This window comes from Roseovarius sp. 10 (assembly GCF_033100315.1).
Lineage (GTDB): Bacteria > Pseudomonadota > Alphaproteobacteria > Rhodobacterales > Rhodobacteraceae > M30B80.
The window spans coordinates 76,292-102,747 of record NZ_JAWLVH010000001.1; the positions used below are offsets into that span (position 1 = coordinate 76,292).

The 26,456-nt window shown below is 57.4% G+C and carries 26 protein-coding genes; 5 read left to right on the plus strand and 21 right to left on the minus strand.

Annotated features, from left to right (window positions below):
- Positions 1–12: 12 nt before the first annotated feature.
- Positions 13–549, plus strand: a complete 537-nt coding sequence (locus RYZ18_RS00360) for a pseudouridine synthase (protein WP_317654346.1) — start codon at positions 13–15, stop codon at positions 547–549.
- A gap of 53 nt (positions 550–602) precedes the next feature.
- On the opposite strand, the gene RYZ18_RS00365 is transcribed toward RYZ18_RS00360, so the two are convergent.
- From RYZ18_RS00365 to gap (RYZ18_RS00420), 12 genes are all read right to left on the minus strand, one after another.
- A complete protein-coding gene (locus tag RYZ18_RS00365; RefSeq protein WP_317654347.1) occupies positions 603–1,889 on the minus strand; it encodes a pyruvate dehydrogenase complex dihydrolipoamide acetyltransferase in 1,287 nt (428 codons plus the stop codon).
- A gap of 13 nt (positions 1,890–1,902) precedes the next feature.
- Complete coding sequence (locus tag RYZ18_RS00370) at positions 1,903–3,267, minus strand: pyruvate dehydrogenase complex E1 component subunit beta (RefSeq protein WP_317654348.1); 1,365 nt, start codon at positions 3,265–3,267, stop codon at positions 1,903–1,905.
- Between the two features lie 21 nt (positions 3,268–3,288).
- Positions 3,289–4,308: a pyruvate dehydrogenase (acetyl-transferring) E1 component subunit alpha gene (gene pdhA / locus RYZ18_RS00375; RefSeq protein WP_317654349.1), complete on the minus strand. Its 1,020-nt coding sequence runs from the start codon at positions 4,306–4,308 to the stop codon at positions 3,289–3,291.
- A 120-nt stretch (positions 4,309–4,428) separates the two neighbouring features.
- Entirely contained in the window at positions 4,429–5,253 is an 825-nt protein-coding gene (gene fghA / locus RYZ18_RS00380) for an S-formylglutathione hydrolase (protein WP_317654350.1), read from the minus strand.
- Positions 5,253–6,383 carry an S-(hydroxymethyl)glutathione dehydrogenase/class III alcohol dehydrogenase gene (locus RYZ18_RS00385; protein ID WP_317654351.1) on the minus strand — a complete coding sequence of 377 codons (1,131 nt, stop codon included), beginning with the start codon at positions 6,381–6,383 and terminating at the stop codon, positions 5,253–5,255. Before RYZ18_RS00385 ends, fghA begins: the two co-directional genes overlap by 1 nt.
- Before the next feature lie 99 nt (positions 6,384–6,482).
- Positions 6,483–6,782 carry an FtsB family cell division protein gene (locus RYZ18_RS00390; protein ID WP_317654352.1) on the minus strand — a complete coding sequence of 100 codons (300 nt, stop codon included), beginning with the start codon at positions 6,780–6,782 and terminating at the stop codon, positions 6,483–6,485.
- A gap of 147 nt (positions 6,783–6,929) precedes the next feature.
- Positions 6,930–8,108: a phosphoglycerate kinase gene (locus RYZ18_RS00395; RefSeq protein ID WP_317654353.1), complete on the minus strand. Its 1,179-nt coding sequence runs from the start codon at positions 8,106–8,108 to the stop codon at positions 6,930–6,932.
- Between the two features lie 111 nt (positions 8,109–8,219).
- On the minus strand, positions 8,220–9,221 hold the full coding sequence (gene gap / locus RYZ18_RS00400; RefSeq protein ID WP_317654354.1) for a type I glyceraldehyde-3-phosphate dehydrogenase: 1,002 nt from the start codon (positions 9,219–9,221) through the stop codon (positions 8,220–8,222).
- Between the two features lie 300 nt (positions 9,222–9,521).
- Entirely contained in the window at positions 9,522–10,010 is a 489-nt protein-coding gene (locus RYZ18_RS00405) for a helix-turn-helix transcriptional regulator (RefSeq protein WP_317654355.1), read from the minus strand.
- 11 nt (positions 10,011–10,021) lie between these two features.
- Complete coding sequence (locus tag RYZ18_RS00410; protein WP_317654356.1) at positions 10,022–10,567, minus strand: cytochrome b/b6 domain-containing protein; 546 nt, start codon at positions 10,565–10,567, stop codon at positions 10,022–10,024.
- 86 nt (positions 10,568–10,653) lie between these two features.
- A complete protein-coding gene (locus RYZ18_RS00415; RefSeq protein ID WP_317654357.1) occupies positions 10,654–10,920 on the minus strand; it encodes a PepSY domain-containing protein in 267 nt (88 codons plus the stop codon).
- A gap of 235 nt (positions 10,921–11,155) precedes the next feature.
- Positions 11,156–12,160, minus strand: a complete 1,005-nt coding sequence (gap, locus tag RYZ18_RS00420; RefSeq protein ID WP_317654358.1) for a type I glyceraldehyde-3-phosphate dehydrogenase — start codon at positions 12,158–12,160, stop codon at positions 11,156–11,158.
- 187 nt (positions 12,161–12,347) lie between these two features.
- Between gap (RYZ18_RS00420) and RYZ18_RS00425 the strand changes: the two genes are divergently transcribed.
- Entirely contained in the window at positions 12,348–13,292 is a 945-nt protein-coding gene (locus tag RYZ18_RS00425) for a DUF808 domain-containing protein (RefSeq protein WP_317654359.1), read from the plus strand.
- A gap of 40 nt (positions 13,293–13,332) precedes the next feature.
- On the opposite strand, the gene tkt is transcribed toward RYZ18_RS00425, so the two are convergent.
- A complete protein-coding gene (tkt, locus tag RYZ18_RS00430; protein ID WP_317654360.1) occupies positions 13,333–15,348 on the minus strand; it encodes a transketolase in 2,016 nt (671 codons plus the stop codon).
- A gap of 291 nt (positions 15,349–15,639) precedes the next feature.
- Here tkt and RYZ18_RS00435 point away from each other — a divergent pair, with 291 nt between their 5' ends.
- Both RYZ18_RS00435 and RYZ18_RS00440 read left to right on the plus strand, forming a co-directional pair.
- The gene (locus RYZ18_RS00435; RefSeq protein WP_317654361.1) at positions 15,640–16,374 is read left to right on the plus strand and encodes a hypothetical protein; all 735 of its coding nucleotides are present in this window, start codon (positions 15,640–15,642) and stop codon (positions 16,372–16,374) included.
- On the plus strand, positions 16,374–16,877 hold the full coding sequence (locus tag RYZ18_RS00440; RefSeq protein WP_317654362.1) for a cell division protein ZapA: 504 nt from the start codon (positions 16,374–16,376) through the stop codon (positions 16,875–16,877). Before RYZ18_RS00435 ends, RYZ18_RS00440 begins: the two co-directional genes overlap by 1 nt.
- Positions 16,878–16,891: 14 nt before the next feature.
- Here the strand turns inward: RYZ18_RS00440 and RYZ18_RS00445 are convergent, their stop codons facing one another.
- Positions 16,892–17,554: an SDR family oxidoreductase gene (locus RYZ18_RS00445; protein WP_317654363.1), complete on the minus strand. Its 663-nt coding sequence runs from the start codon at positions 17,552–17,554 to the stop codon at positions 16,892–16,894.
- 166 nt (positions 17,555–17,720) lie between these two features.
- Here RYZ18_RS00445 and RYZ18_RS00450 point away from each other — a divergent pair, with 166 nt between their 5' ends.
- Positions 17,721–18,293: a biotin transporter BioY gene (locus RYZ18_RS00450; protein ID WP_317654364.1), complete on the plus strand. Its 573-nt coding sequence runs from the start codon at positions 17,721–17,723 to the stop codon at positions 18,291–18,293.
- A gap of 70 nt (positions 18,294–18,363) precedes the next feature.
- Here the strand turns inward: RYZ18_RS00450 and purF are convergent, their stop codons facing one another.
- The 7 genes from purF to RYZ18_RS00485 all read right to left on the minus strand — a co-directional run bounded on the left by purF (position 18,364) and on the right by RYZ18_RS00485 (position 26,295).
- Complete coding sequence (purF, locus tag RYZ18_RS00455; RefSeq protein WP_317654365.1) at positions 18,364–19,869, minus strand: amidophosphoribosyltransferase; 1,506 nt, start codon at positions 19,867–19,869, stop codon at positions 18,364–18,366.
- A gap of 173 nt (positions 19,870–20,042) precedes the next feature.
- Entirely contained in the window at positions 20,043–20,651 is a 609-nt protein-coding gene (locus RYZ18_RS00460) for a CvpA family protein (protein WP_317654366.1), read from the minus strand.
- A 26-nt stretch (positions 20,652–20,677) separates the two neighbouring features.
- Positions 20,678–22,045: a DNA repair protein RadA gene (gene radA, locus RYZ18_RS00465; protein ID WP_317654367.1), complete on the minus strand. Its 1,368-nt coding sequence runs from the start codon at positions 22,043–22,045 to the stop codon at positions 20,678–20,680.
- Between the two features lie 49 nt (positions 22,046–22,094).
- Positions 22,095–22,841, minus strand: coding sequence for an ABC transporter ATP-binding protein (locus RYZ18_RS00470; protein ID WP_317654368.1), 747 nt, complete (start codon positions 22,839–22,841; stop codon positions 22,095–22,097).
- Positions 22,838–23,626, minus strand: coding sequence for an MlaE family ABC transporter permease (locus RYZ18_RS00475; protein ID WP_317654369.1), 789 nt, complete (start codon positions 23,624–23,626; stop codon positions 22,838–22,840). The genes RYZ18_RS00470 and RYZ18_RS00475 overlap by 4 nt, the downstream gene beginning before the upstream one ends.
- Before the next feature lie 2 nt (positions 23,627–23,628).
- Positions 23,629–24,678, minus strand: a complete 1,050-nt coding sequence (alr, locus tag RYZ18_RS00480) for an alanine racemase (protein WP_317654370.1) — start codon at positions 24,676–24,678, stop codon at positions 23,629–23,631.
- A gap of 90 nt (positions 24,679–24,768) precedes the next feature.
- Positions 24,769–26,295, minus strand: coding sequence for a replicative DNA helicase (locus tag RYZ18_RS00485; protein WP_317654371.1), 1,527 nt, complete (start codon positions 26,293–26,295; stop codon positions 24,769–24,771).
- Between the last annotated feature and the right edge of the window lie 161 nt (positions 26,296–26,456).

Consider the following 26,456-nt stretch of genomic DNA (forward strand, 5'->3'; position numbering starts at 1 on the left):
CCAAGGCGGCTTGTGGCTTTTAACAAGCCCATGGATGTCCTCAGCCAATTTTCGCCCGATGGTCATTGGCGGGGGCTTTCTGATTATTTGGATCTGCCTGGCCTTTATCCTGCGGGGCGGTTGGATCGCGACAGCGAAGGGCTGTTGCTGTTGACCAATGATGGCCGATTGCAAGCGCAGATCACAAGCCCTGCCGCCAAATTGCCAAAGACCTATTATGCGATGGTAGAGGGCGCGCCAAACCCCGATGCCGTTGCCGCATTGCGCGCAGGGATTACTCTAAAAGATGGGCCAACACGCCCTGCCGAGGTTGCGCAGGTGGCCGAGCCTGACTGGCTCTGGCCGCGTGTGCCGCCTGTGCGTTTTCGTCAAACTGTGCCAGATCATTGGCTGCGCCTCACCATTACCGAGGGACGCAACCGCCAAGTGCGGCGGATGTGCGCCCATGTGGGTTTGCCTGTTTTGCGGCTTGTTCGGTGGCAAATCGGGGATTGGGTTTTGGGTGACCTGCCCCCTGCCGCATGGCGCGAGATTGAATTGCCCAAATAAAAAGGCGCGCAAGGCTTTCACCCTGCGCGCCCTTGTCCGAATGTCGGAAGCTGTTAGGCCAGCATCGCCATTGGGTTTTCCAGATTGCGCACAATCGAGGCCAGTAATTCTGCCCCAAGTGCGCCATCAATCGCGCGGTGATCCACGGAAAGCGTGACCGACATCACAGTCGCCACTTGCACCGCGCCATCCTCGCTGACGACAGGCTTTTTCACCCCTGCACCAACCGCCAAAATCGCACCATGGGGCGGGTTGATAACAGCATCGAAATTATCGACCCCGAACATACCCAAATTGGAAATTGCGAAACTGCCGCCCTGATATTCATGCGGGGCGAGTTTCTTAGACCGCGCGCGTGCGGCCAGATCCTTCATCTCGGCCGACAAGCGCGACAGGGATTTTTGATCCGCATCTTTTAGGACAGGCGTGAACAGCCCACCTTCAATTGCCACAGCCACCGCAACATCAGACGGTTTCAGCTTGAGGATACGATCCCCCGCCCAAACCGCATTGGCATCTGGCACTTCCTGCAGGGCAAGGGCACAGGCCTTGATGATGAAATCATTGACCGAAAGCTTGACATCGCGCGCAGCCAATTGCGTGTTCAGCTGGCCGCGGAAGGCAAGTAAGTTGTCGATCCGAATATCGCGGCGCAGATAGAAATGCGGGATGGTTTGCTTGGCTTCGGTGAGGCGCGCGGCAACAGTTTTGCGCATCCCATCCAAAGCCACTTCTTCATAATCGCGGCCTTCGTAGATTTTCTTGATCTGATCTGCACCAGGCGAGGCGGGCAGAGCGGGCGCGCTTTGCACAGGTGCCGCTGTCGCCGTGGGGGCAGATGCCACCGCCTTGCCACTTTCGACATCGGCCTTCACGATCCGCCCATGTGGGCCTGTGCCCTTCACTTGGGTCAGGTCGATGCCCTTTTCCGCCGCAATCCGCCGCGCAAGCGGTGAGGCAAAAACCCGTGCGCCTTCTGCCTTAGGGGCCGCAGGTGCAGGGGTGGGGGTTGCAGGTGTCGCAGGGGCTGCTTGGGCTGCGGGTGCAGATGCCGCAGGGGCAGGGGCCGCAGCGGCGGGTGCCGCGCTCATATCCTCGCCCGCTTCGCCGATGATCGCGATGGCGGTGTTGACCTTCACCCCTTCGGTGCCCTCAGCCACAAGGATCTTGCCAATCACGCCTTCATCCACGGCCTCAAATTCCATCGTGGCTTTGTCGGTTTCAATCTCGGCCAAGAGGTCGCCTGCTTGCACAGTGTCGCCCTCTTTGACCAACCATTTCGCCAATGTGCCCTCTTCCATTGTGGGCGACAGGGCGGGCATTAGAATTTCGGTTGCCATAATCAGCCCCTCCTTAGCGATAGGTTACAGATTTGACCGCTGCGACCACTTCATCGGTGGTGACAAGGGCCAGTTTCTCAAGGTTCGCCGCATAGGGCATTGGCACATCTTTACCCGTGCAATTGATCACGGGCGCATCGAGATAATCAAAGGCGTTCTGCATCAGATATGCCGAGATGTGATTGCCGATGGAGGCCACAGGGAAGCCTTCTTCGATCGTCACGCAGCGGTTGGTTTTTTGAACAGAGGCCAAAACCGTGCCGTAATCCAAGGGGCGCAATGTGCGCAGGTCGATCACCTCAGCAGAAATGCCCTCAGCGGCCAGGCGTTCGGCGGCCTCCATGGCGTATGTCATGCCGATCCCGAAGGACACGAGGGTCACATCATCCCCTGCACGGGCAATTTTTGCCTTGCCAAACGGAATGGTGAAATCGGGTAGATCTGGCACCTCAAAGGTTTTGCCGTAGAGAATTTCATTCTCAAGGAAAATCACGGGGTTCGGATCTCGGATAGCCTGTTTCAAAAGGCCCTTGGCATCTGCCGCGGTATAAGGCTGCACCACCTTGAGGCCTGGAATATGCGCATACCATGCGGCGTAATCTTGGCTGTGCTGTGCGCCCACGCGGGCGGCGGCGCCGTTCGGGCCACGGAACACGATCGGACAGCCCATCTGACCGCCCGACATATAAAGCGTCTTTGCCGCCGAGTTGATGATCTGGTCAATCGCCTGCATGGCAAAGTTAAAGGTCATGAACTCCACGATGGGGTTCAGCCCGCCAAAGGCCGCACCAACCGCGATCCCTGCAAAGCCATGCTCAGTGATGGGGGTGTCGATCACGCGTTTTGCGCCGAACTCATCCAACAAACCTTGGCTGATCTTATAGGCACCTTGATATTCACCGACCTCTTCGCCCATCAAGAACACGTTGTCATTGCCGCGCATTTCTTCGGCCATGGCATCGCGCAACGCTTCGCGCACGGTCTGCGTTTTCATCGGCGTGCCTTCGGGCCAATCGGGGCTTTGATCTGCCACGGGTGCCGCAGGGGCCGCGGCCACGGGCGCGGCAGGTGCCGCTTCTGTAACGGGGGCCGCAGGGGCGGGGGAGGCTGCCGCAGGGGTCGCGCTCATATCCTCGCCCGCTTCGCCGATGATGGCGATGGCGGTGTTGACCTTCACCCCTTCAGTGCCCTCAGCCACAAGGATCTTGCCGATCACGCCTTCATCCACGGCCTCGAATTCCATTGTGGCCTTGTCGGTTTCAATCTCGGCCAGAATATCACCTGCTTGCACGGTGTCGCCTTCCTTAACCAGCCATTTGGCCAAAGTGCCTTCTTCCATCGTTGGCGAAAGGGCGGGCATCAAAATTTCGGTTGCCATTGGTTTATCCTCTCCTTCCGCTCACGCGTCCGCGTAAATATCTGTCCACAATTCATCCAAAGGTGGCTCAGGGCTTTCTTTGGAGAATTCGGCCGCCTCATTCACGATGTCTTTGATTTCTTTATCAATCGCCTTGAGGTCGTCCTCAGAGGCGTGACCGCCCGTCAGCAACAATTGGCGGACATGTTCAATCGCATCGCGCTTTTCGCGCATTTCCTGCACTTCTTCGCGGGTGCGATATTTTGCGGGGTCAGACATCGAATGTCCGCGATAGCGATAGGTTTTGACCTCAAGAATGTAAGGGCCTTTGCCCGCGCGGCAGTAGGCAACGGCGCGTTGCCCCGCATCTTTGACCGCCAGAACATCCATCCCGTCAACCTCTTCGCCCGCGATCCCATAGGCCGCGCCGCGCTCCCATAGGCTTGGGGATTTTGTTGAACGCTGCACCGAGGTGCCCATCGCGTATTGGTTGTTCTCAATCACGAAAACAACGGGCAGCGACCACAGCTCGGCCATGTTATAGGTCTCGTAGACCTGACCTTGGTTGGCTGCACCATCGCCGAAATAGGTGAAGGTGACGCGATCATTGCCGCGATATTTGTCCGAGAAGGCCAAACCTGCACCCAACGGCACCTGCGCGCCCACGATGCCGTGGCCGCCGTAGAAATGTTTCTCTTTCGAGAACATATGCATCGAGCCGCCTTTGCCCTTGGAATAGCCCCCGATGCGGCCCGTCAATTCGGCCATAACACCCTTGGCGTCCATCCCGCAGGCCAACATGTGCCCGTGGTCGCGATAGGAGGTGATCCGTTTGTCACCTTCGCTGGCCGCAGCCTCAAGGCCGACAACAACCGCCTCTTGCCCAATATAGAGATGGCAAAAACCACCGATCAAACCCATGCCGTAAAGCTGACCTGCTTTTTCTTCGAATCTGCGGATCAGCAACATTTCGCGATAGAATTTTTTCAATTCATCAGGCGAAACATTTGATTTCGCTTTGGTTTTTCCGCTCGATGCGGGGGTCGGTCGTTTCGCGGCCATATCCTTGGGCCCTCCCATTCGAAAGAATAGTTTAACGTTGAACTATTCTTTATCACAAAAGTCAGGGGAAAGGGTAGGGGGAATTCGGCCCAAGGGTTTTTGCGCAAATTTCTGCTATTTTTACAGCCGTTCAGCGTGCCAACGAATGTGGTCTTCGATTGCAGACGCAACAAAGAAATAGCTGTGATCATAGCCCTCATGCATCCGCATCACATGAGGTTGCGCGCGCTCTGTCATGGCATGGGCCAAACTGGCAGGGCGCAGCAGGTCAAGGAATTGATCTGCGCCGCCTTGGTCAATCAAGATGTCACTCGGATAGCCCCGTGTAGCCATCAAAAGACTTGCATCATGCGCGGCCCATTGGCCCTGATCAGGCCCCAAATAGGCGGCAAGCTGCTTTTTCCCCCAATCTGATTGGGTGGGGTTGGCGATTGGTGCAAGGGCAGAAAGGCTTTTGAATCGTTCAGGATAGGTCATGGCAAGGGTTAGCGCCCCATGCCCGCCCATTGAATGGCCCGTGATGCCCGCGCGGGTGCCGTCAATGGGAAATGCCGCATCAATCAAGGCAGGCAATTCTTCTGCGATGTAATCCCACATCTTAAAATGTGCAGCCCAAGGGGCCTCGGTCGCATTGACATAGAACCCTGCACCTTGGCCCAGATCATAGGCCTCGTCATTGGCAACGCCTTCGCCACGCGGGCTGGTGTCGGGAAAGACCACGGCAATGCCATACTCTGCCGCCCATGCTTGGGCGCCCGCTTTGGTCATCGCATTCTCATGTGTGCAGGTCAGACCTGACAGGTAATACAACACGGGCACAGGCCCGTCTTCGGCCTGTGGTGGCAGATAAACGGCAAAGGTCATTTCGCAGTTGCACGCATCTGACAGGTGCTTGGCGACAATTTGCTTGCCGCCAAATGCACGATTTTCGCTGATCACCTGCATCAGAATTCCACCACCGCGCGGATGGATTTGCCCTCATGCATGAGATCAAACCCCTCATTGATTTGATCAAGTGTCAATTTATGGGTGATCATCGGATCAATTTCGATCTTACCATCCATATACCAATCGACAAATTTTGGCACATCGCTGCGCCCTTTCGCGCCGCCAAAGGCCGTGCCTTTCCAGACGCGCCCTGTCACAAGTTGGAAGGGCCGCGTGCTGATCTCGGCCCCTGCGGGGGCAACACCGATGATGACGGAAACACCCCACCCACGGTGGCTGCATTCTAACGCATCGCGCATCACTTTGACATTGCCTGTGGCGTCAAAGGAATAATCCACGCCACCGATCTGGTCATCGCCGCGCTTGGTGAGGTTTACAATTTCCTGCACAACGCTGCCTTCGATCTTTGATGGGTTGATGAAATGGGTCATGCCGAATTTGCGCGCCATCTCCTCTTTGCCATCATTGAGATCAACGCCGATGATCATATCTGCACCTGCCATGCGCAGGCCTTGAATGACGTTCAAGCCGATGCCGCCAAGGCCAAACACGGCGGCTGTTGATCCGATCTCGACCCCTGCGGTGTTGATCACCGCGCCAATACCCGTGGTCACGCCGCAGCCAATGTAGCAGATTTTGTCAAACGGCGCGTCATCGCGCACTTTGGCCAATGCGATCTCGGGCAGCACTGTGTGATTGGCGAAGGTTGAGCAGCCCATATAGTGATAAATCGGCGTGCCATCGAGCATCTTAAACCGTGTTGTGCCATCAGGCATCAGCCCTTGACCTTGGGTGTTGCGAATGGCGGTGCAAAGGTTGGTCTTGCCTGAGCGGCAGGATGCGCATTGCCGACATTCAGGCGTGTAGAGGGGGATCACATGATCACCAGGTTTCAGGGTGGTCACGCCTTCGCCCACCTCAACCACAATGCCTGCACCTTCATGGCCAAGAATAGCAGGGAAAATCCCCTCAGGGTCCGCGCCTGAGCGGGTAAATTCATCCGTATGGCAAATGCCTGTGGCTTTGATTTCCACCAAGACCTCGCCCGCCTTTGGGCCGTCCAATTCGACCTCCATCACGGTCAATGGTTCGCCCGCTTTTAGGGCTACGGCTGCTTTGGTGCGCATGGTGATCTCCCCTGTTTTCATCCGATCTCGCCATAGTGTTAAGAAGCCCATCCCATGGGGGCAAGGCGGAATGCGGCGGTTGAAGGGGTTTTTTGCACCTTAACGCAGGACGATCTCATCCGCGCGCAGATAGCCGAGGATTTCGCGGGCTTGCTCATCCAGAAGGTCAAGGTCGAGGAACGTGTCCGACATGCGCCGTGTCAGCGTCTCAAGATGGGCCGTTTCAGCCTGCAACGCTGCCAATTCGAGACGCAGCTCATCGGCTTCCGCTTCGATTTGGATGCGCTCGAACAGGCCCGAGTCCCCTTGGATCGCGGCAAGCCCAAAATACCCACCGACCAAAATCAGCGTGATCTGAAGAACTGCCCCCGCAAGGGAAAGTTTGCGTGTCTTCGACATGCGTTACTGCCTCATCAATTCGGCATTCTTTGAATTTGTGCCGATATCGTGCGGGCAGATTCGCATATCCCAATCGAAAAGGGAATCCCCCTGATTCGATTTTTTTTATATTTAGAGTCAGTTATTTATAGCACTAAATTTAGGGGGTCAGACCCCCAGTGCCGCAACACCTGGGAGGGTTTTACCCTCCATCCATTCAAGGAAGGCACCGCCAGCGGTTGAGATATAGGTGAAATGCTCTGCCGCGCCCGATTTATTGAGGGCCGCGACCGTATCCCCGCCACCTGCGACAGAAATCAGATGGCCTGCTTGGGTGGCTTGCGCTGCCGCTTGTGCGGCCGCATTGGTGGCCGCGTCAAAGGGGCTCAGTTCAAAGGCGCCAAGCGGGCCGTTCCAGATCAAGGTTTTTGAAGTTTCAATCTGGGCAATAACGGCTGCCACACTGTTCGGGCCTGCATCCAAAATCATTGCATCCTTGGGCACGGCCGTGCTTGCAACCACCTCATGCGCAGCACCCGATTTGAATTCGCGGGCGATGACCACATCGCTTGGCAAAATGATGGCGCAACCCGTGGTTTTTGCGTGATCCAAAATGTCGCGCGCCGTTTGCGCCAGATCATGTTCGCACAAAGATGCGCCGACATCATGGCCTTGTGCCGCCAAAAACGTATTGGCCATGCCGCCCCCGATTACGAGGCGATCCACCTTACCCACCAGATTGTGCAAAAGATCCAGCTTGGTCGAGACTTTTGCCCCGCCAACAACGGCCATAACAGGGCGGGCAGGGGTGCCAAGCGCGGCTTCCAATGCGGCCAATTCCGCAGCCATCAGGCGGCCTGCGCAAGAGGGCAGCAAATGCGCGACACCTTCGGTCGAGGCATGCGCCCGATGTGCCGCTGAAAAAGCGTCATTGCAGTAAATGTCACCAAGCCCTGCAAGGAATTGCGCCATTTGCGGATCGTTTGCCTCCTCCATCGGGGAAAAGCGAGTGTTCTCAACCAAGATCACAGCATCTGTGGGAGTTGCCTCAATCGCGGCGCGGCTTGGGGTTTCGATGAAAATCACCTCATGCCCCAGCGCGGCCTCAAGGGCAGGCGTCAATTGCGCAAGGCTCATTTCTGGAACGGGGCGCCCTTTTGGGCGGCCAAAATGGGCCAAAAGAACCACGCGGCCACCTTTCGCACGGATGTCGCGGATCGTGGGGATGATCTTCTCAATCCGTGTCGCATCGGTGACGCGGCCATTTTCCATGGGCACGTTGATGTCGACACGGGTCAGCACCGTTTTGCCCGCAAGATCGAGATCATCCAAGGTGTTCCAGCCCATTTTCGGCCTCCAATATTTGGGAAATATAGACTTCCTTGCGCTAGACTTTTCCAGCGCAAAGGTCAATTTTTTGGCAAAGAAAAAGGCGCGGTGTTCCGCGCCTTTTTGTCTTTAGATCAGTTTTCCCATCGCTACGGCCGTATCGGCCATGCGGTTTGAGAAGCCCCATTCATTATCATACCAACTTAGAACGCGGCACATATTGCCATCCATCACCTTGGTCTGATCCAAATGGAAGATCGAGGAGCGGGGATCATGGTTGAAATCCATCGAGACATTAGGCTGATCCGTTACGCCCAAAATTCCCTTAAGCGGGCCATTGGCCGCCTTGATCACCGCCTCGTTGATTTCTTCAACTGATGTGGCGCGGGCCGCCTCAAAGGTCAGGTCAACAACCGAGACATTCGGTGTCGGCACGCGGATTGCGACCCCGTCCAGCTTGCCATTCAATTCGGGCAAAACCAAACCAACGGCGCGCGCGGCCCCTGTTGAGGTGGGGATCATGCTCATCGCGGCGGCACGGGCGCGATAGAGGTCTTTGTGCATCGTGTCCAAGGTGGGCTGATCGCCTGTGTAGCTGTGGATCGTTGTCATAAAGCCGCGCGAAATGCCGATGGCATTGTGGATCGCAAAGGCCACAGGGCTAAGGCAGTTCGTGGTGCAAGAGGCGTTGGAGACGATGATGTCGTCCTTTGTCAACGTGCCGTGGTTTACCCCGTAAACGATGGTCTTATCCGCCCCTTTTGAGGGGGCCGAAACCAAGACACGCGAAGCCCCGTTTTCAAGATGCACGGCGGCCTTGTCGCGGTCGGTGAAAATGCCCGTGCATTCCAAGACGATATCAATATGGCCCCATGGCAATTCAGCGGGGTTGCGAATGGCGGTGACCTCAATTGGGCCACGACCCACGTCAATGGTCGTCTCGGTTGTTTTCACTTCGGCGGGAAAGCGGCCATGCACGCTGTCAAAACGCAAAAGATGCGCGTTGGTTTCAACGGGCCCCAGATCATTGATTGCGACCACCTCAATATCGGTGCGACCCGACTCGATGATCGCGCGCAGCACGTTGCGTCCAATCCGACCAAACCCATTAATGGCAACTTTAACAGCCATAATCCCCTCCAGTGCGCCAAGCATGGCATTGTTAGCGGTAACAGTTGCGGGTGGTATAGTCCCTTAGCCGCGAAAAGGAAAGGGGATCTCTATCGCCAGAACGCCATTTTATCGAGGATATGGATCAAATCTTTGCCAAGAAAAACGAGGCCTGCCGCATCTAGAAAAAGAAAATCCACTGCGATGACGCAAAGGATTAAAACACCCAGACAGATTGCAATCGTATTTGTCATAAAAATTAAGTCTAAACAAATTTCTGGCCGGGGGGAAGATGGTGGTGATGCCGCGCGTGCCCAAAGATTACGGGCGCTCGGCTTGCATTAAATCTTCGATCAGCAGGCTTAAAAGCTCGCCGCGATTGGTGACGCCTGCTTTGCGGTAGATTGCGTTCATGTGACTTTTGACTGTGCCCTCGGCTGTGCCGCGCAAATCAGAGATTTCTGCAATAGAGCAGCCCTTGACCATGAAATGCGCGACATCCTTTTCGGATGTGGTCAGCCCCCATTCGGTGAAATGGGCGTCCACCACATCATGAAAGGCCATAGCGGCGGTGGACAGTTGTTTCTCCATTCGCCGCGCATGGGCCACTAAATGGCTCAGATATCGGGTTTCAATCGCGACCGCTGCCGTCAGCAGCAAAGCCGCGATCAATTCCACCCGAAAATGTTGATCCAGATACCAGAAGCGTCCCAAACTCTGCGCATCGGTGACCACATCCGTCATGAAAAACAGGATAGAGGCCACCTGTGCCAAAATTAAAAGGCCGAGGAACATGGGCTGCTTCTGCATGGATCGCGTCCCTATTTGATTTTGACTGTCTCGGGGATGGCTTTGATGCCTGTCACCATGGCGCGGGCAAGATTTACACCCGTGCGGCGCGACTCCCACAATACGGCAGCGATGTGCAGAACGATAGAAAGTTCCGCCCAAGTCACGAGAATTTCATGTGTTTCTTCCACCCATCCGATGCCCCAAAAGGTCACGGTGGTCATCATATAGCCTGTGATCGCGATGCCGATAATGGTTGCGATGAGATTAAAGATCATCAACGCCCCAAGCGGCGAATGCCCCAAATGGGTGCTGCGGCGCGCGGTGATGATGTCGTCTAGCTGGGTGTTGATTGACACGCGCGATGGCATGAAGGAAGAAAACCGCGCATATTTCGTGCCAATCAGCCCCCAAATCAGGCGGAAGGCAATCAGCCCTGCAATCGCATAGCCGATATATTCGTGCAGGTTGCTTTCGGGGTCAGTGATCAGCGCATTCGATGCAAAGCCAATCACAAGGCTCCAATGAAACAGGCGGATCAGCGGATCCCAGATTTTGTAACTTTTCGTATGTGACATGTCATATCCTCAGCGAGGGGGGCAGAGGCGCGTTTTGCAGACACGGGGGAGGGGGCTGCAAAACGCGCGCGCGGGCAGGGTCGGGATTAATCGCCGCGGGACACGCGGATGATTTCCAGATTGTCATTGAGATACAGCTCAAAGCGTTCGCCATCCTTGAGGGCGTAAACTTCGATCATGCCATCTTCCATGTCGATCTTGCGGGTCTCATAGCCCTGTTCGGTCATGGCGGCGGTGATGTTTGCGCGCTGCTCTTCAGTCAGACGCTCGTAGCCAGAGGCCTGTGCCGCCAAAGGTAGGGCGGTGGTCAGGGCCAGTGCTGCGACAAAGGTCGATGTTTTGATGAAAGACATGTGGATTTCCTTTCTGCTGTGGTGAACGGCCCACCTGTTTGTGGCGGCCTCGTGAGAAAGGATTTGAGAGGAAATCGCCCCAATCACCATTGGACGCGGGTTATAGATGGCAGAGTTCGATCTGTGGTTGGGGCCAGTATAACTAGGGTTTAGGCCGTTCAGGGGGTGAAAAAGCAAAAACCCAGCCATGCATCATGGCTGGGTTTTGCAAAAGGTCGTCCCTTAGGACAGGGGGTCAGGCGATCAGACGCCCCATGGCAGCAGAGACATCCGCCATACGCGCCGAAAATCCCCATTCATTGTCATACCATGCCAAAACCCGAACCGTGCGCCCACCGATGACCTTTGTCTGGTCTGGCGCAAAAATCGAGCTATGCGTGGTGTGATTGAAATCAATCGAAACCTTGGGTTCTGGATCATAGGCCAAGACGCTGCGCATATGGCCCTCGGCCGCATCGCGCATGATTTGGTTGACCTCCTCCACCGATGTATCGCGCCCCGCCTCAAAGGTCAGATCAACGCAAGAGACATTCGGTGTCGGAACCCGCATGGCCGTGCCATCCAACCGACCTTCGAGCTCAGGCAGAACTTCTTTCAGCGCTTTTGCAGCGCCAGTCGATGTGGGGATCATCGCCATCGCGGCGGCACGCGCGCGGTAAAGATCGGAGTGGCGGCGGTCTAGCGTGGGCTGATCGCCTGTGTAGCTGTGGATCGTGGTCATGATCCCGCGTTCAATACCAATCGCGTCATTCAGAACCTTTGCCAAAGGGGCCAAGCAATTCGTGGTGCAAGACCCGTTCGAGACCACATGATGATCTTCGCGCAGATCGCGGTGGTTTACGCCATAGACGATGGTTTTATCGGCTTGTTTCGCGGGGGCGGAGACCAAAACCCGCTTTGCGCCGCGGGTCAAATGCACCGCTGCCGCGTCACGATTGTTGAACTTGCCCGTGCATTCGAGAACGACATCGCAGCCTTCCCAATCCAGCTCTTGTGGGTCGTAGGTGGAAAAGACTTTAATCGGGCCTTGGCCCAAATCCATTGTGTCCTCGGTCAGGCGCACCTCGCCGCCAAAACGGCCATGCACGCTGTCATATTTCAGAAGATGCGCATTTGTCTCAAGCGGGCCAGTCGCGTTGATCTTGACCACTTGCACATCGTTACGTGCAGCCTCTGCGATATGGGCAAGGGTGCACCGCCCGATGCGGCCAAATCCATTGATGCCAAGGGTGATGGTCATGATCCTGTCTCCGATCCGATTTGCGCTCTTGCTTGACCGCATACAAAAGCCGCGCCCGATCCCCAAGGAAAAAATGACGAATTTTCATAATGTTAGCGAAAACATCCGATGTTAGCGCGAACGGTTGCGCGAACATGCCGTGCCGCTATGCTAGAGGCGGCTGTTGGCTGCAAAAGGAATGGGGTGAATGAGCGGATTATTGGCGCTGTTGGATGATGTCGCGGCTTTGACCAAGGTTGCGGCGGCGTCCGTGGACGATATCGCGGCACAAGCAGCCAAAGCAGGGGCAAAGGCCGCAGGCGCGGTGATTGATGACGCGGCCGTCACCCCCAAATATCTTACAGGTTTTTCGCCTGAGCGAGAATTGCCGATTGTCTGGAAGATCGCGCGCGGCTCGATTGTCAATAAATTGGTGATCCTTTTGCCTGTGGCGCTTCTGTTGTCGCAATTCGCCCCTTGGGCGATTCCGCCGCTGTTGATGATGGGGGGGGCTTATTTGTGTTACGAGGGGGCGGAAAAAATCCTTCATGCCTTTCGTTCGCATTCTGAGACGCGCGATCCTGCGGCAAGCGACCCCGCCCATTTGGAAGAGGCGCGTGTCAAAGGTGCGATCAAAACAGATTTCATCCTTTCCGCTGAAATCATGACCATCGCGCTTTCGGCGCTTGAGGCGCCGAGCCTGATTTATGCGGGTTTCGCGCTTGCCTTTGTGGCGATTGGCATCACCGCTTTGGTCTATGGGTCGGTCGCCCTGATTGTGAAGGCCGATGATGTGGGGTTGCATTTGGCGCATCCCGACCGCGCGCCCGCCTTACAACGTCTGGGGCGGGGGATCGTGGTCGCGATGCCAAGCTTCCTGTTGTGGCTCACCCGAATTGGCACAGCGGCGATGCTGTGGGTGGGGGGCGCGATCCTTCTGCACGGGGCCGCGCAACTGGGCTGGCCCGCCCCAGAAGAGATGCTGCATCACCTCAGCCTTACCGCAGCGGATGCTGTGGCCTCGGCCCACGGATTGGTGGAATGGGCGGTGTTCGCCCTCGGGTCAGGTATTTTGGGCTTGGGTGTTGGGGCCTGTTTGATCCCGGTCGTTGCGGTGATCCTGCCACTTTTCCCAATGAAAAAGGGCGTGTAGGAGGCCCCACACGCCCGATTGTGCATCTTAGGTTCTGTGCCTAAAGGCGCGCTTTGGCCTCGGCCACGACCGCCTCTGCGGTGATGCCGAAATGCTCGTAGAGAACTTCAGCAGGGGCAGAAGCGCCAAAACTGTTCATGCCAACAAAGCCCGCCTTGGCCTCACGACCACGCTCGCCCAACAACCAGCGATCCCAAGGCTGACGCACAGCGGCCTCAACCGCAATGCGCACGGGCCCAGCAGGTAGAACGCGCTTGCGATAGGCTTCGTCTTGCTCGGCAAAGAGTTCCATAGACGGCACCGAGACAACCCGTGTTCCGATACCTTCGGCCTGCAACTTGTCGCGGGCCGCCATGGCGATTTCGACTTCCGACCCTGTTGCCATCAAGATCACCTGACGTTTGCCTTCGGCCTCGGCCAAAACATAGGCCCCTTGGGCGGCCAAATTGCGCGAGACATGTTTTCTGCGCAACGTGGGCAGGTTTTGACGGGTCAGGGCCAAAACGCTCGGGCGGTTTGGTTGCGACAGCGCAATCTCCCAACATTCGGCGGTTTCCACCGCATCGGCAGGGCGCATCACAAGGCAATTTGGCGTGGCCCGCATCATGGCGAGATGCTCAACAGGTTGGTGGGTTGGGCCATCCTCGCCAACGCCGATGCTGTCATGGGTCATCACATAGACCACGTTAATCCCCATCAAAGCGGAAAGTCGCATCGAAGGGCGCGCGTAATCGGTAAAAGTAAAGAATGTCCCGCCATAGGGGCGCACGCCCCCATGTAGCGCCATGCCGTTCATCGCTGCCGCCATGCCATGCTCGCGGATGCCGTAATGGACATAGCGCCCTTTGCGGTTTTCAGGGGTGAAAATCCCCATATCGCCCGTTTTGGTATTGTTCGACCCAGTCAAATCTGCAGAGCCGCCCAAGGTCTCTTTCATGATCGGATTGATCACGGCAAGGGCCATTTCACTGGCCTTGCGGGTCGCCACTTTGGGCGCCTCATCCGCGAGGGATTTTTTATAGCGGCGCAGCGCATTGCCCAATTTCGCGGGAACCTCGCCTGCAAAGGCGCGGGTAAACTCGGCCTGTTTGGCGGCGGGCAGGGCGGCAAGACGGGCCTCCCATTCGGCGCGCGCGGTGGCGCCTTTTGCGCCGACAGCTTCCCACCAGTTTTTGAGATCGGCAGGGATTTCAAAGGCCCCATGCGTCCAGCCATAGGCGGCCTTGGTATCAGCCACGACTTTTGGGTCGGTCAATGCGCCGTGGCCTTTGGGGGTGTCCTGTGCGGCAGAGCCGATTGCGATATGGGTTTTACAGGCCACCATTGCGGGGCGCGGGCTTGCCTTGGCTGCCGTGATCGCGCGGTCGATATCGGCGGCATCATGGCCGTCACAGTCAAACACATCCCACCCTGCGGCGGCAAAGCGCGCGCGCTGATCCACACGGCAGGCCATATCAACCGTGCCATCAATGGTAATGTTATTGTCATCCCAAAGCACAATCAGGCGGCTGAGTTCATGACGCCCTGCAAGACCGATCGCCTCTTGGCTGATGCCCTCCATCAGGCAGCCATCGCCCGCGATGCAATAGGTGTAGTGATCCATAATCTTTGCGCCCCATGTGGCGCGCAGATGTTCCTCGGCCATGGCAAAGCCAACCGCGTTGGAAATCCCTTGCCCCAAGGGGCCTGTGGTCGTTTCAACCCCTTCGACATGGCCAAATTCAGGATGGCCCGCTGTGATGGCGCCCAGCTGACGGAAATTCTTGATCTGCTCCAATGTCATCTGCTTGTAACCCGTGAGATACAGCAGCGCATAGATCAGCATCGAGCCATGGCCCGCCGACAGAATAAAGCGGTCACGATTTGGCCAGTTCGGGGCCGATGCGTCAAAAGAGAGGTGCTTGTCAAACAGCACGGTCGCAACATCCGCCATCCCCATCGGCATGCCAGAATGGCCCGAATTCGCGGCGGCCACCCCGTCAAGGGCAAGCGTGCGGATACAGGCGGCGCGGCGCCAATGGTCAGGATTGCGGGCGGCAAGTGCAGAAAGATCCATATCAATGTCCTAGAAGAGGGCTGCGGGAGTGCTTGTGCGAGCGTTAACGCGCACGGGTTTAGCAGGGCGTGACCAAAGTTCAAGCCCGAAGCCCACGCCCAAGTCCTGTTGGTCGCTAAAGACGCAAGGGTTGCCTTAGATCAAGAAATCCTGCCAAACTCCCGAAATTGGATCATAATGTGTCGCAGGGGGTCAGATTCGGCCCGCACGATCTGACATGGTCTGCGTGATACGACTGCCGCGTAAATGTTTCATGAGGCGATCCAAACGCCCGCAATTGGGGGAGGCAAAATGAGCGATCCTTTGGCCATTGAAAAAGTCGATCAGCTTGAGGCGCGCCTGTCAGCTGCGCTTGCGCGAATTGATGCGGCGATGGGAAAGGCCCGCGCCCCCGCAAACGGCACTGCGTCCTCGGATGAGCTGTCCGATCTGCGCGAGGAATTGGCGCTAGAGCAGCGCACGCGATTGGATCTGGCGGCACGGCTTAAAGCGATGGAGGCTCAGGCGCAGGGCAGCACAGATGGGGCCGAATTGCGGGCCGCTGAGGCCGAGGCCGCGCGGGATGCGCTCAAGGCCGAATTGGCAGCCGCCCGTGCCGAGGTTGAGCAGCTGAAATCTAACCTTGCCCAATCTACCACCCAAGCCGAGCCCGCATCTGATGCCGCCCCAATACCCGAAGCCACGGGCGAGAGTGAGGTGCAAATCCTGCGGATGCGCGCCGCGCGCTTGCGCGAAGAACGCAACGAGGCCCGCGATGAGCGTGATGCCGCGCGCGATGCGCTCGAGGATCGGGGCGCTCAGATGACGAACAGCACATTGGGCGAATTGCGCGCAACAATCGCAAGGCTGCAAGAGACCTTGGAAGAGTTGCGCGAGGCGCCGGAAGGGAATTTTGATCGCGAATTGCTGCAATCTGGTCTTTTGGCGGAAATTCGTGCGCTCAAGGCGCAGCGCGCCGCTGATGCCCAAGAACTGGCGCAGATTTTGGCCGAGATTGATACCGTGACCGAAGAAGGGGGCGCGTAATGCCTGATGTAACGATTACCATCGGTGGCCGTAATTTCCCAGTCGCCTGCCAAGAGGGCGAGGAACCCCTTCTCAAAGCGGCGGCGAAAATGTTGGACACCGAGGCCTCTGTGGTCTCGGGTCAGATCGGTCGGTTGCCTGCGGAACGGATGTTGCTGATGGCGGGTCTGCTTTTGGCCGATAAAACCCTTGCCAAAACCGATGAGCTTGAGGCCGCGCAAACCAAAATCAAGGCGATGGAAGAGACGCTGGCCAAAGCTGAGGATCTTTTGCGCAAATCGCAGATGAAAATCGCAGATCTTGAAACAGCGAAACCGCCGGCAGAGGTGGCTGTCATCCCTGCGCAAGTGGTGGATGGGTTGGCCGAGCTTGCCGCCCGCGCCGAGGCCTTGGCAGATCGTATCGAAGAAATGCCTGAGGTTGAAGCGCCCCGTCCCACGCCTGTAGCCCCGAAGGCCAAAGCGGCTGCGGTCGAGGACGAAGAAGATGACGATAAAGATTAGCTGACCTTCGGCTTTTAGCCGAAGATCGGTTGCAACAGCCGTTCGGCTTCGTCACTGGGCTTTGCCAACCCCTCCCGATCTTCACCAGGATAAAACCGTGCGCGCAACGCGGTTGGCATGGGCTTTGGGTGTAGCAGATGCACATTCGGCCCGTGCTTTTCCGTCTCGGATTGCCAGTTTTGCACCAAGGCGCGGGTGGCGGCCTTGCTCATACCATAGGTGCCTGCGAATTTCGCGTCCCATGTATCGTCAAAGAATACGGCATGCGGGTCGTCAGACGGCTCAATCAATGGCGCGATCATGGTGATCAAACGCGATACTGCGCGGATATTGGTGCCGATGGCCCGATCAAGGTCTTTTTCCGTGATATGCGGGGCAGGGGTCAGCGCGGTTGCGTGAAAGGCCGCATGCACCCAAATATCGGCGCGCCCCCACCGATCAAAAATTGAACGGCACAAATGCGCCATTGCAGCATCCGTGGTAATATCCATGGGGGCAAGCGTGGCTTGCCCGCCTTTGGCTTGGATGCGGTCATCCAATTCTTCCAAAGCGCCCGTGGTGCGGGCAACGGCAACGACATGAGCGCCGCGAGCGGCCAACCATTCCGCCGAGGCTGCCCCAATTCCGCGCGATGCCCCTGTGACGAGGGCGATTTTACCTGACAAAATCTTTTCCATGCCTCCCACATGGGATGAAAGCAGCGATTTGGCAAGCAGGGTTTTTTGCCGCGCCTGATTTGCGGTGGCTGTGGGTAATTTGCGTGCTCTTTGCTTGACTTTGCCGTGCTGCAAGCGGAAAACAGCTTAAACGCGAATTCCCCAGAACCTTTGAGGAGCCCGATTTATGAGCCGTTCTGACTTTCTAACCAAATCCCTGACCACCCCCACAAGCCTTGCGCAAAAAGCGGCATTGGTCTTGGCGGGCTCGCTTGTGATTGCGATTGCGGCGCAAATCTCGGTGCCGATGTTCCCCGTTCCAATGACGCTGCAAACCTTAGCAATCCTGACCGTTGCTTTCGCCTTGGGCGCGCGTTTGGGCGTTGCGGCACTTGTGGCCTATTTGGTTGAGGGCGCGATGGGGCTGCCTGTGTTCGCCAATGGCGGTGCAGGTTTGGCCTATATGTTCGGGCCTACCGGTGGTTTCCTTCTGGGCTTTGTTGTGATGGCTTATATCGCGGGTTTGGCTGCGGATCGTGGCATGGCGCGTAAGCCAATCCTTGGTTTTGCTGCGGCACTGGTTGCTTCGGCCGCGCTTTATGTCCCCGGCCTTGCATGGCCTGCCTTGGTCATGGGGGTTGAGCCTTCAACCTTGCTCTCTGGCTGGATGGCGCCCTTCATCGCGGGTGATATGGTCAAGGCGCTTTTGGCAGCTTTGATTGTGGCGGGGGCGTTTAACTTGCGCAAAGCGATCCGCTGATCTGCAGTAAAGATCAAAAGAAAAAGGCCGCTCCTCGGAGCGGCCTTTTTCTTTTGTGCCATGGTGCCGTTTATTCAGCAGCGGCGGGTTCATTCATGGCAAAACCTTTGGCGATTTGATCTGTGGGGCGCACAGGATATTCGCCTGAGAAACAGGCATCGCAATAGGTGGGGTTTTTGGGGTCACGGCCCTTGGCCTCACCCACGGCACGATAGAGCCCATCAAGCGAGATAAAGCGCAGGCTGTCCACACCCAGATGGGCGCGCATTTCTTCGGCGCTCATTGTCGCCGCAAGAAGCTTGTCGCGCTGTGGCGTGTCCACCCCGTAAAAACAAGGCCATGCTGTCGGCGGAGAGGCGATGCGGAAATGCACCTCGGCCGCGCCTGCGTCCAAAATCATTTCTTTGATCTTTTGCGAGGTGGTGCCGCGCACAACGCTGTCATCTACCAAGATCACCCGCTTGCCTTCAATCAAGGCGCGGTTGATGTTCAGCTTAAGACGCACACCCATATTGCGGATCTGTTCGGTGGGTTCGATAAAAGTGCGGCCCATATACTGGTTGCGGATGATCCCCATGCCAAACGGGATGCCGCTTTCATGGGCAAACCCGATGGCCGCAGGCGTGCCACTATCGGGCACGGGGCAGACGAGATCTGCCTCAACAGGGGCTTCGCGCGCCAATTCCACGCCAATCTGGCGGCGGGTTTCATATACTGACCGCCCGCCCAAAATACTGTCGGGGCGCGAGAAATAGACATGTTCGAAAATGCAAAAGCGCGATTTACGCTGCTCGAAGGGCATATAGCTTTCGATGCCCTGCGCGGTGATGACGACCATCTCACCGGGCTTGATCTCGCGCACGAATTCGGCGCCGATGATATCAAGCGCACAGGTTTCGGAGGAAAGCGCGTAACCATCGCCGATTTTGCCCAATACCAAGGGGCGCACCCCAAGTGGGTCGCGCACACCCATCAATTTTGTGCGTGTCATGGCCACAACCGAAAACGCGCCCTCTACGCGGCGCAGCGCGTCTTTCATGCGCTCGGGGATATTTTTCTGATAGCTGCGCGCCATCAGGTGAATGATGCACTCACTGTCCGATGAGGACTGGAAGATGGACCCGCGTTCAATCAATTCGCGGCGCAGTTCATCGGCGTTGACGATATTCCCATTATGCGCAATCGCCGCCCCACCCATGGCGAATTCGCCAAAAAAGGGCTGCACATCACGAATTGCCGTGTTGCCCTTATTGCCTGCCGTGGAATAACGCACATGGCCGATGGCAAGCGCACCGGGCAGCGTGTCCATCACACTGGCATTGGTGAAATTATCGCGCACATATCCGAAACGGCGGGCCGAGTTGAACCCTTCGACAGGGTCATAGCTGACGATCCCGCCCGCCTCTTGGCCGCGATGTTGCAGCGCGTGCAGGCCAAGGGCCACAAAATTCGCGGCATCCGCCACACCGATCACACCAAAGACGCCGCATTCTTCACGCAGCTTATCATCAGAGAGGGGATCAAAGGGATGGGCGGGGAATTGTGCGGTGCGCGGGGACGCAAAATTGCTGGGCATCGGCGGGCTCCTGCCTGCGGTCATAGCCGAAAGCTACGGAAATGGGCGAGTCGGTTGCACGCCTTACCTAGGACAAAGGCGCGGCGCTGTCACCTATTAGCTGTCATGAATGCGTCACAATTTGCGCTCGAAATTCACGTATAATTTTACCGCAACGCGGCGCGGGCACGCAGTTACGCGGCGGGCACGGATAGGAGTGCGCGCGCGCTTTGCGTGTCGCCTGCGGCAGGGGCCACGCATCCTGCGGTCAGCCCCTCATAGCGACCGATCAACCAACCCGGCGCATCGCTTGGGATTTCGCTGTCGATTTGCGTGGTCAGCGAGGCAAAGATTTGTGCGGTTTGGCTGTTCACAACTGCCGCCGCAGGATCGCTTCCTGCCAGTCGGTCATAGGCGACCAAGGCCACCGCCACCAAGGCAACACCGCGCAGCACGCCAAAGAAAAGACCCGCACCCGCGTCAAACCCGCCTAGCTTGGTTTTCTGGATGAATGAGGAAAACAGCGGTGAGAAGAGCGAGACAACAATCAGTGTCACAGCAAAGGCTGCCGAAAAGCCCAAGATCATGCCCAATTCGCAGCTGTCATCGACATATGGCCCGATATAGGGAATTTCCGAGATCAGTGGGCGCACTTCTGGCGCGGCCCAATAGGCCACGATGGCGGCGGCGATCCAGCCCAAGATGGACATGACCTCGCGCACAAAACCGCGCGAATAGGCCAAGATGGCCGAGATGAAAATCACCCCGCCTGCAATGCCGTCAATCATCGTGAACCCATCCATCGCCCGCTCCCTCACTTATTTTGGCGCTAGCCCGCGCCGAATATATCGCCCACAAATCGCGTCATATCCGCCATTTGCATCAGCTTAACACCCCCGACCGAGCCAAAATTGCAGCCCTCTGGCGCGATCACAGTCGAGAAACCAAGTTTTTGCGCTTCTTTCAACCTGTTTTCCGCCTGTGTCACGGGCCGAAGCGCGCCAGATAGGCTTAATTCGCCAAAAATCACCGACCCTTGTGGCAGCGCCGCATCCTCGCGCGCGCTCAGCAAGGCGGCAGCAACCGCCAGATCCGCCGCAGGTTCAGTGATCCGCAACCCGCCTGCGATGTTGAGATAAACATCAAGGCCCGCAAAAGCGATCCCCACACGGGCCTCAAGCACCGCCAAAATCATGGCAAGCCGTGCGCTGTCCCAGCCCACAACCGCGCGGCGGGGTTGACCAAGCGGGGAGGGGGCGACCAAGGCTTGGATTTCGACCAAGACGGGTCTTGTGCCCTCAATGCCTGCAAAGACCGCCGATCCAGGTGAGGCGGCTTCATTCTCTGAGAGAAACAGAGCAGACGGGTTTGCAACCTCGGAAAGGCCCGCACCGGTCATTTCAAAAACACCAATCTCACCCGCAGGGCCAAAGCGGTTTTTGACCGAGCGCAGAATGCGGAATTGATGACCGCGTTCGCCCTCAAAATATAGCACGCAATCGACCATATGTTCGACCACGCGCGGCCCCGCAATTTGGCCATCTTTGGTGACATGGCCCACCAAGATCACGCTGACCCCACGCCGTTTGGCGAAGGTAACCAATTCATGTGCTGCGGCGCGCACTTGGCTGACAGATCCAGGCGCGCTGTCGACTGTGTCAAGCCACATGGTTTGGATGGAATCGATAATCACTAAATCGGGGCGGGTTTCGTCCAAAGTGGTCAGAATATCGCGCAAATTGGTTTCTGCCGCCAAGGCCATCGGGGCTGCGCCCAGCCCCAGACGTTGCGCGCGCATGCGCACCTGTGCGCTGGCTTCCTCGCCCGAGACATAAACAACCGACAGGCCCTTGGCCGCGAAACTGGCCGCAGCCTGCAGCAATAGGGTTGATTTCCCGATACCCGGATCCCCCCCCAAAAGCAGCGCAGAGGCAGGCACAAGCCCACCACCAAGAACACGATCCAATTCCGCCAAGCCTGAAGGGTGGCGCGGTGGCGGGGCCTCTTGGCTGGCCAAATCCATCAGCGCCATTTTGCGCCCCTTGCCTGCACCCAAGCCCGATTTGGCGGGGCCTGCCGAAAGCGGGGCCTCCTCAACAATCGTGTTCCACTCGCCACAGCCATCGCAACGCCCGATCCATTTTTTATGAACCGTGCCGCATTGGCCGCAGATGAATTGGGTTATAGGTTTTGCCATGGCACAGGATTAGCGCGGGTCGCGCGCTTTGGCCAGAGTATGCTGCGCCTTAGCGCACCGCCTCAATCGGGCCATCGGCGGAGCCAGTGATAAACTGGCGCAAATAGGGGTCATCGGCGCTGTCCATATCCGCAACGGGGCCAGTCCATTGGATCACCCCGTCATGCAGCATGGCGATTTTATCGGCAATCGCGCGCACCGAGGACATATCATGGGTGATGGTCATGGCGGTTGCGCCCATCTCAACCACGATTTCGCGGATTAAATCATTGATCACGCCCGACATGATCGGATCAAGCCCTGTGGTTGGCTCGTCAAAAAAGATAATTTCAGGCTCCGCTGCAATGGCGCGGGCGAGGCCTACGCGCTTTTGCATGCCCCCTGACAATTCAGACGGGTAAAGGTCAGCGACATCGGGCTTCAGCCCCACACGGCGCAATTTTTCAATCGCGATCTCGCGCGCCTCTGATTTTGGCCGCTTAAGATGGCCGCGCATCAGACGAAAGGCTACGTTCTGCCATACGGGCAGACTGTCAAACAGAGCCGCACCTTGGAACAGCATCCCAAAGCGGGCCAAAAACGGGTCACGCGCGGCGCGGGTGACATCCTCGCCGTCAAGCAGGATCATCCCACTGTCATGGCGCACAAGACCCAAAACCGATTTCAGCAAAACCGATTTGCCTGTGCCAGAGCCGCCAATAATGACCATGCTTTCGCCTTTGGGAACCTCAAGGTTCACGCCGCGCAAGACCTGCTTGGGGCCAAAGGATTTATGGACATCGGACAGGGTAATCATGCGCTGAAAAACACCTCTGTCAGAATGTAGTTTGACGCCAAAATAAGGATAGAGGCCGAGACCACCGCATTGGTTGTGGCGCGGCCCACACCCGCGGCCCCTTTGCCTGAATTCATCCCGTGATAGCAACCCATCATGGCCACAATAAAGCCAAACACCGCCCCCTTGATCATGCCCGAGATGACATCCCAAGCTTCGAGAAAATCAACGGTGTTCTGAATGTAATTGGCCGCGTTGAACCCAAGCCGCGTTGTGCCCACCAAATAGCCGCCGAAAATCCCGATACTGTCCCCAACCGCCACCAAAAGCGGCAAGGACAGGGTCGCGGCCAAAACCCGGGGTAGGGTCAGATATTTGAGCGGGTTGGTCGAAAGCGTGACCAACGCATCAATCTGTTCGGTCACTTTCATCGTGCCAATCTCGGCGGCAATCGCAGCCGCCACGCGGCCCGCAACCATGAGGCCACCCAAAACAGGCCCAAGTTCGCGCACCATGCCAATGGCCACAATCGAGGGCACAACCGCCTCGGCGTTAAATCGCGCGCCCCCCGAATAGATTTGCAGCGCCAAGGCCCCGCCCGTAAACAGGGCGGTCAGGCCGACCACGGGCAGAGATAAAAACCCAATTTGCATCAGTTGGATCAGGAACTCGCGCGGGTAAAATGGCGGGCGAAACAGGTGCGAGACAGTCGCGCCTGCATAGATGCTGACGCGCCCTACACCTGCCAACAGCCCCATCACCGAGCGGCCAATCGTGGCAAGCGGTGCAAGAATGAGTGCAGCCATCCCTAACCCCCTTGATAGTGACGCTGATAGCGCGCGCCAAGCGAGGTGAGGATTTCATAGCCGATCGTGCCCGCATGATCCGCCAGTTGATCCACGCCTTGTGCGGGGCAGAGAATGTCTAGGTGATCTGGCACATCTGCCCCAAGCCCGCTGACATCCACCCCCATCAAATCCATCGACACGCGCCCCGCAAGCGGGCAGGGCGTGTCACCTGCATAGACTGCGGCTTTGCCCGTCATCGCGCGGATCAACCCATCGGCATATCCTGCAGCCACGGTTGCGATCTGGCGGGGGCTGTTGGGGCGATAGCCTGCGCCATAGCCCACAAACTCGCCCAACTCGACTGGCCGCACTTGGATGACGGGCAGGGAGAGACGCACCACGGGGGTCGCATCCGCAAAGGGCAGCCCCCCATAAAGCCCGATTCCAGGGCGGGTGAGATCAAAATGATAAGCCTCGCCCAAAAGAACGCCACCCGTGGCAGAGAGCGAACGGGGGTGATGCGTGCCATCGGTCATGGCGCGGAAATTTGCCAATTGCGCGGGATTTTCTGGGTGATCAGGCTCATCAGCGCAGGCCAGATGGCTCATGATCAACTGGCAGGGCCCGCGCTCGGCCTCATCGCGCAAGGCGGCCCAATCAGCCGCCTCCATGCCGAGGCGGTTCATGCCTGTATCAAGTTGAATTCCATAGGGCAGGTCGCCCGCATCGCGGTGGCGGCGGAATTGAGCGGCGGAATTCAAAAGGGGGATCAAATTGTGATCCCGCAACAGCGCGTCATCACCCGCCATATGACCCGAAAAGACGAAAATGCGGGCGTGCGGGAAACCCGCCTCCGTGAGGGCGGCGCGCAGTGCCGCGCCTTCTTCGGCAATTGCAACAAAGAATGTGTCAGCGCCTGCGCGGGCCAAGGCAGGGGCCACGCGCCCTGCGCCCAAGCCATAGCTGTCTGCCTTCACCACCGCGGCCGTTTTCGCGTTGGTCAGGCCGTCAAGGGCGTGCCAATTGGCGACAATCGCGCCCAGATCAATATGAAGCTTTCCAGATGCCATGCGCCTTCTGTCCCGTTTTCATCGGAACCCGTCAAGGGGCAAGGCGGGTTTTGTCCGAAATTCCAACAGATCATGGCACGAATGCGCGCCTTAGTTGAACCCGTCCGCGCCTTGCTGCCATGGTTTGACGAGATTGCCAAATTTGGTGAAGCGCCCCTCAAAGCTTAGCTCAACCGTGCCAACCGGCCCGTGACGCTGCTTGCCGATGATCACCTCGGCCTTGCCATGAAGCGCGTCCATGTCCTGCTGCCATTTTGCCATGGCCTCAAGATTTTCTTCGCCTGGTTTTTCGCGCTCTTTGTAATATTCGCCGCGATAGACGAACATGACCACATCGGCATCTTGCTCGATTGATCCAGATTCCCGAAGGTCTGACAATTGGGGGCGTTTATCATCGCGGTTTTCGACCTGGCGGGACAGCTGCGACAGCGCGATCACAGGGATATCCAATTCCTTCGCAATTGCCTTGAGCCCTTGGGTGATTTCCGAAATTTCGTTCACGCGGTTTTCGTTGCGGCCATTGCCCCGCAACAATTGCAAATAGTCGATGATCAACAAATCCAACCCCTGCGGGCTGCGCTTGAGGCGGCGCGCGCGGGCGGCGACCTGAGCAATCGGCAGCGCGGGGGTGTCGTCAATATACAAGGGGCAATTCTGCAAATCCTGCGCTGCGATCAGATAGCGTTGGAATTCTTGCTCGTTCAAATCGCCTTTGCGGATCAGTTCCGATGGCACCTCGGCCGCCTCTGACAGAACCCGCTGCGCCAATTGCGCGGCAGACATCTCGAGGCTGAAAAAACCCACCACACCGCCATCAATCGTGCCCTCTGTGCCATCATCCTTAAGACCCCGCTTAAAGGCACGGGCCACGTTAAAGGCGATATTGGTGGCAAGCGAGGTTTTTCCCATCGAGGGGCGCCCCGCAAGGATCAAAAGGTCAGAATGGTGCAAACCGCCCAACATCTTATCCAGATCAGCCAAGCCCGTGGAAAGGCCCGCCAAACCGCCCGACCGATTATAGGCTGCATTGGCCATTTCCACCGCATCATGCAGCGCGCGCAAGAATGATTGAAACCCGCGGGATGTGCTGCCCGTTGAGGCGAGTTGGAACAAATCGGATTCAGCCTGCACGATCTGCTCATCGGGCGAGACATCTTCGCGCATCGATTGCGCGCGATCTGAAATGGATTTTCCCAAATCAATCAGATTGCGGCGCACAGCCAGATCATGGATCAGCTGGGCGTAATCGCGCGCGGCCGATGTGGCGATGGCCGAAAGCTGCAATTTCAACAGGTATTCGGCCCCCCCAAGGGCGCGCAGACCTTCGTGTTCGGCCATAAAGTTTTTCAGGGTTGTCGCGTCTGTTTGCTGCCCCTTGAGGATGCGCGCCCGCGCAACCTCGAAAATCGCGCCATGCACGGGGTCATAGAAATGCGCAGGTTCAATCAGGTCTTGCAGGCGATCAATGACGTCATTTGACGCCAAAATCGCGCCCAGTAATTGCTGTTCGGCTTCGATGTTATGCGGCAGAGGGGAAAGGGCGCTTGCGTCCGTGTCGGGGTCACCATCGCCTGATTTGCGCAATGCTTTGGCATTGAGATTGGCGATCTCGCTCATGATTACTCCCCCGACAAATCACACCCTATCTGCGGTATGCTGCGTATGCCGCAGCGTCAATCTGGATATCCTGTGGATATGTTGACCCCCGACAATCACCCCAAGATATGGGTGCCCCCTTTGCAAACCCTACCACATAGGGCAAGGCGGCAGAAATTTTT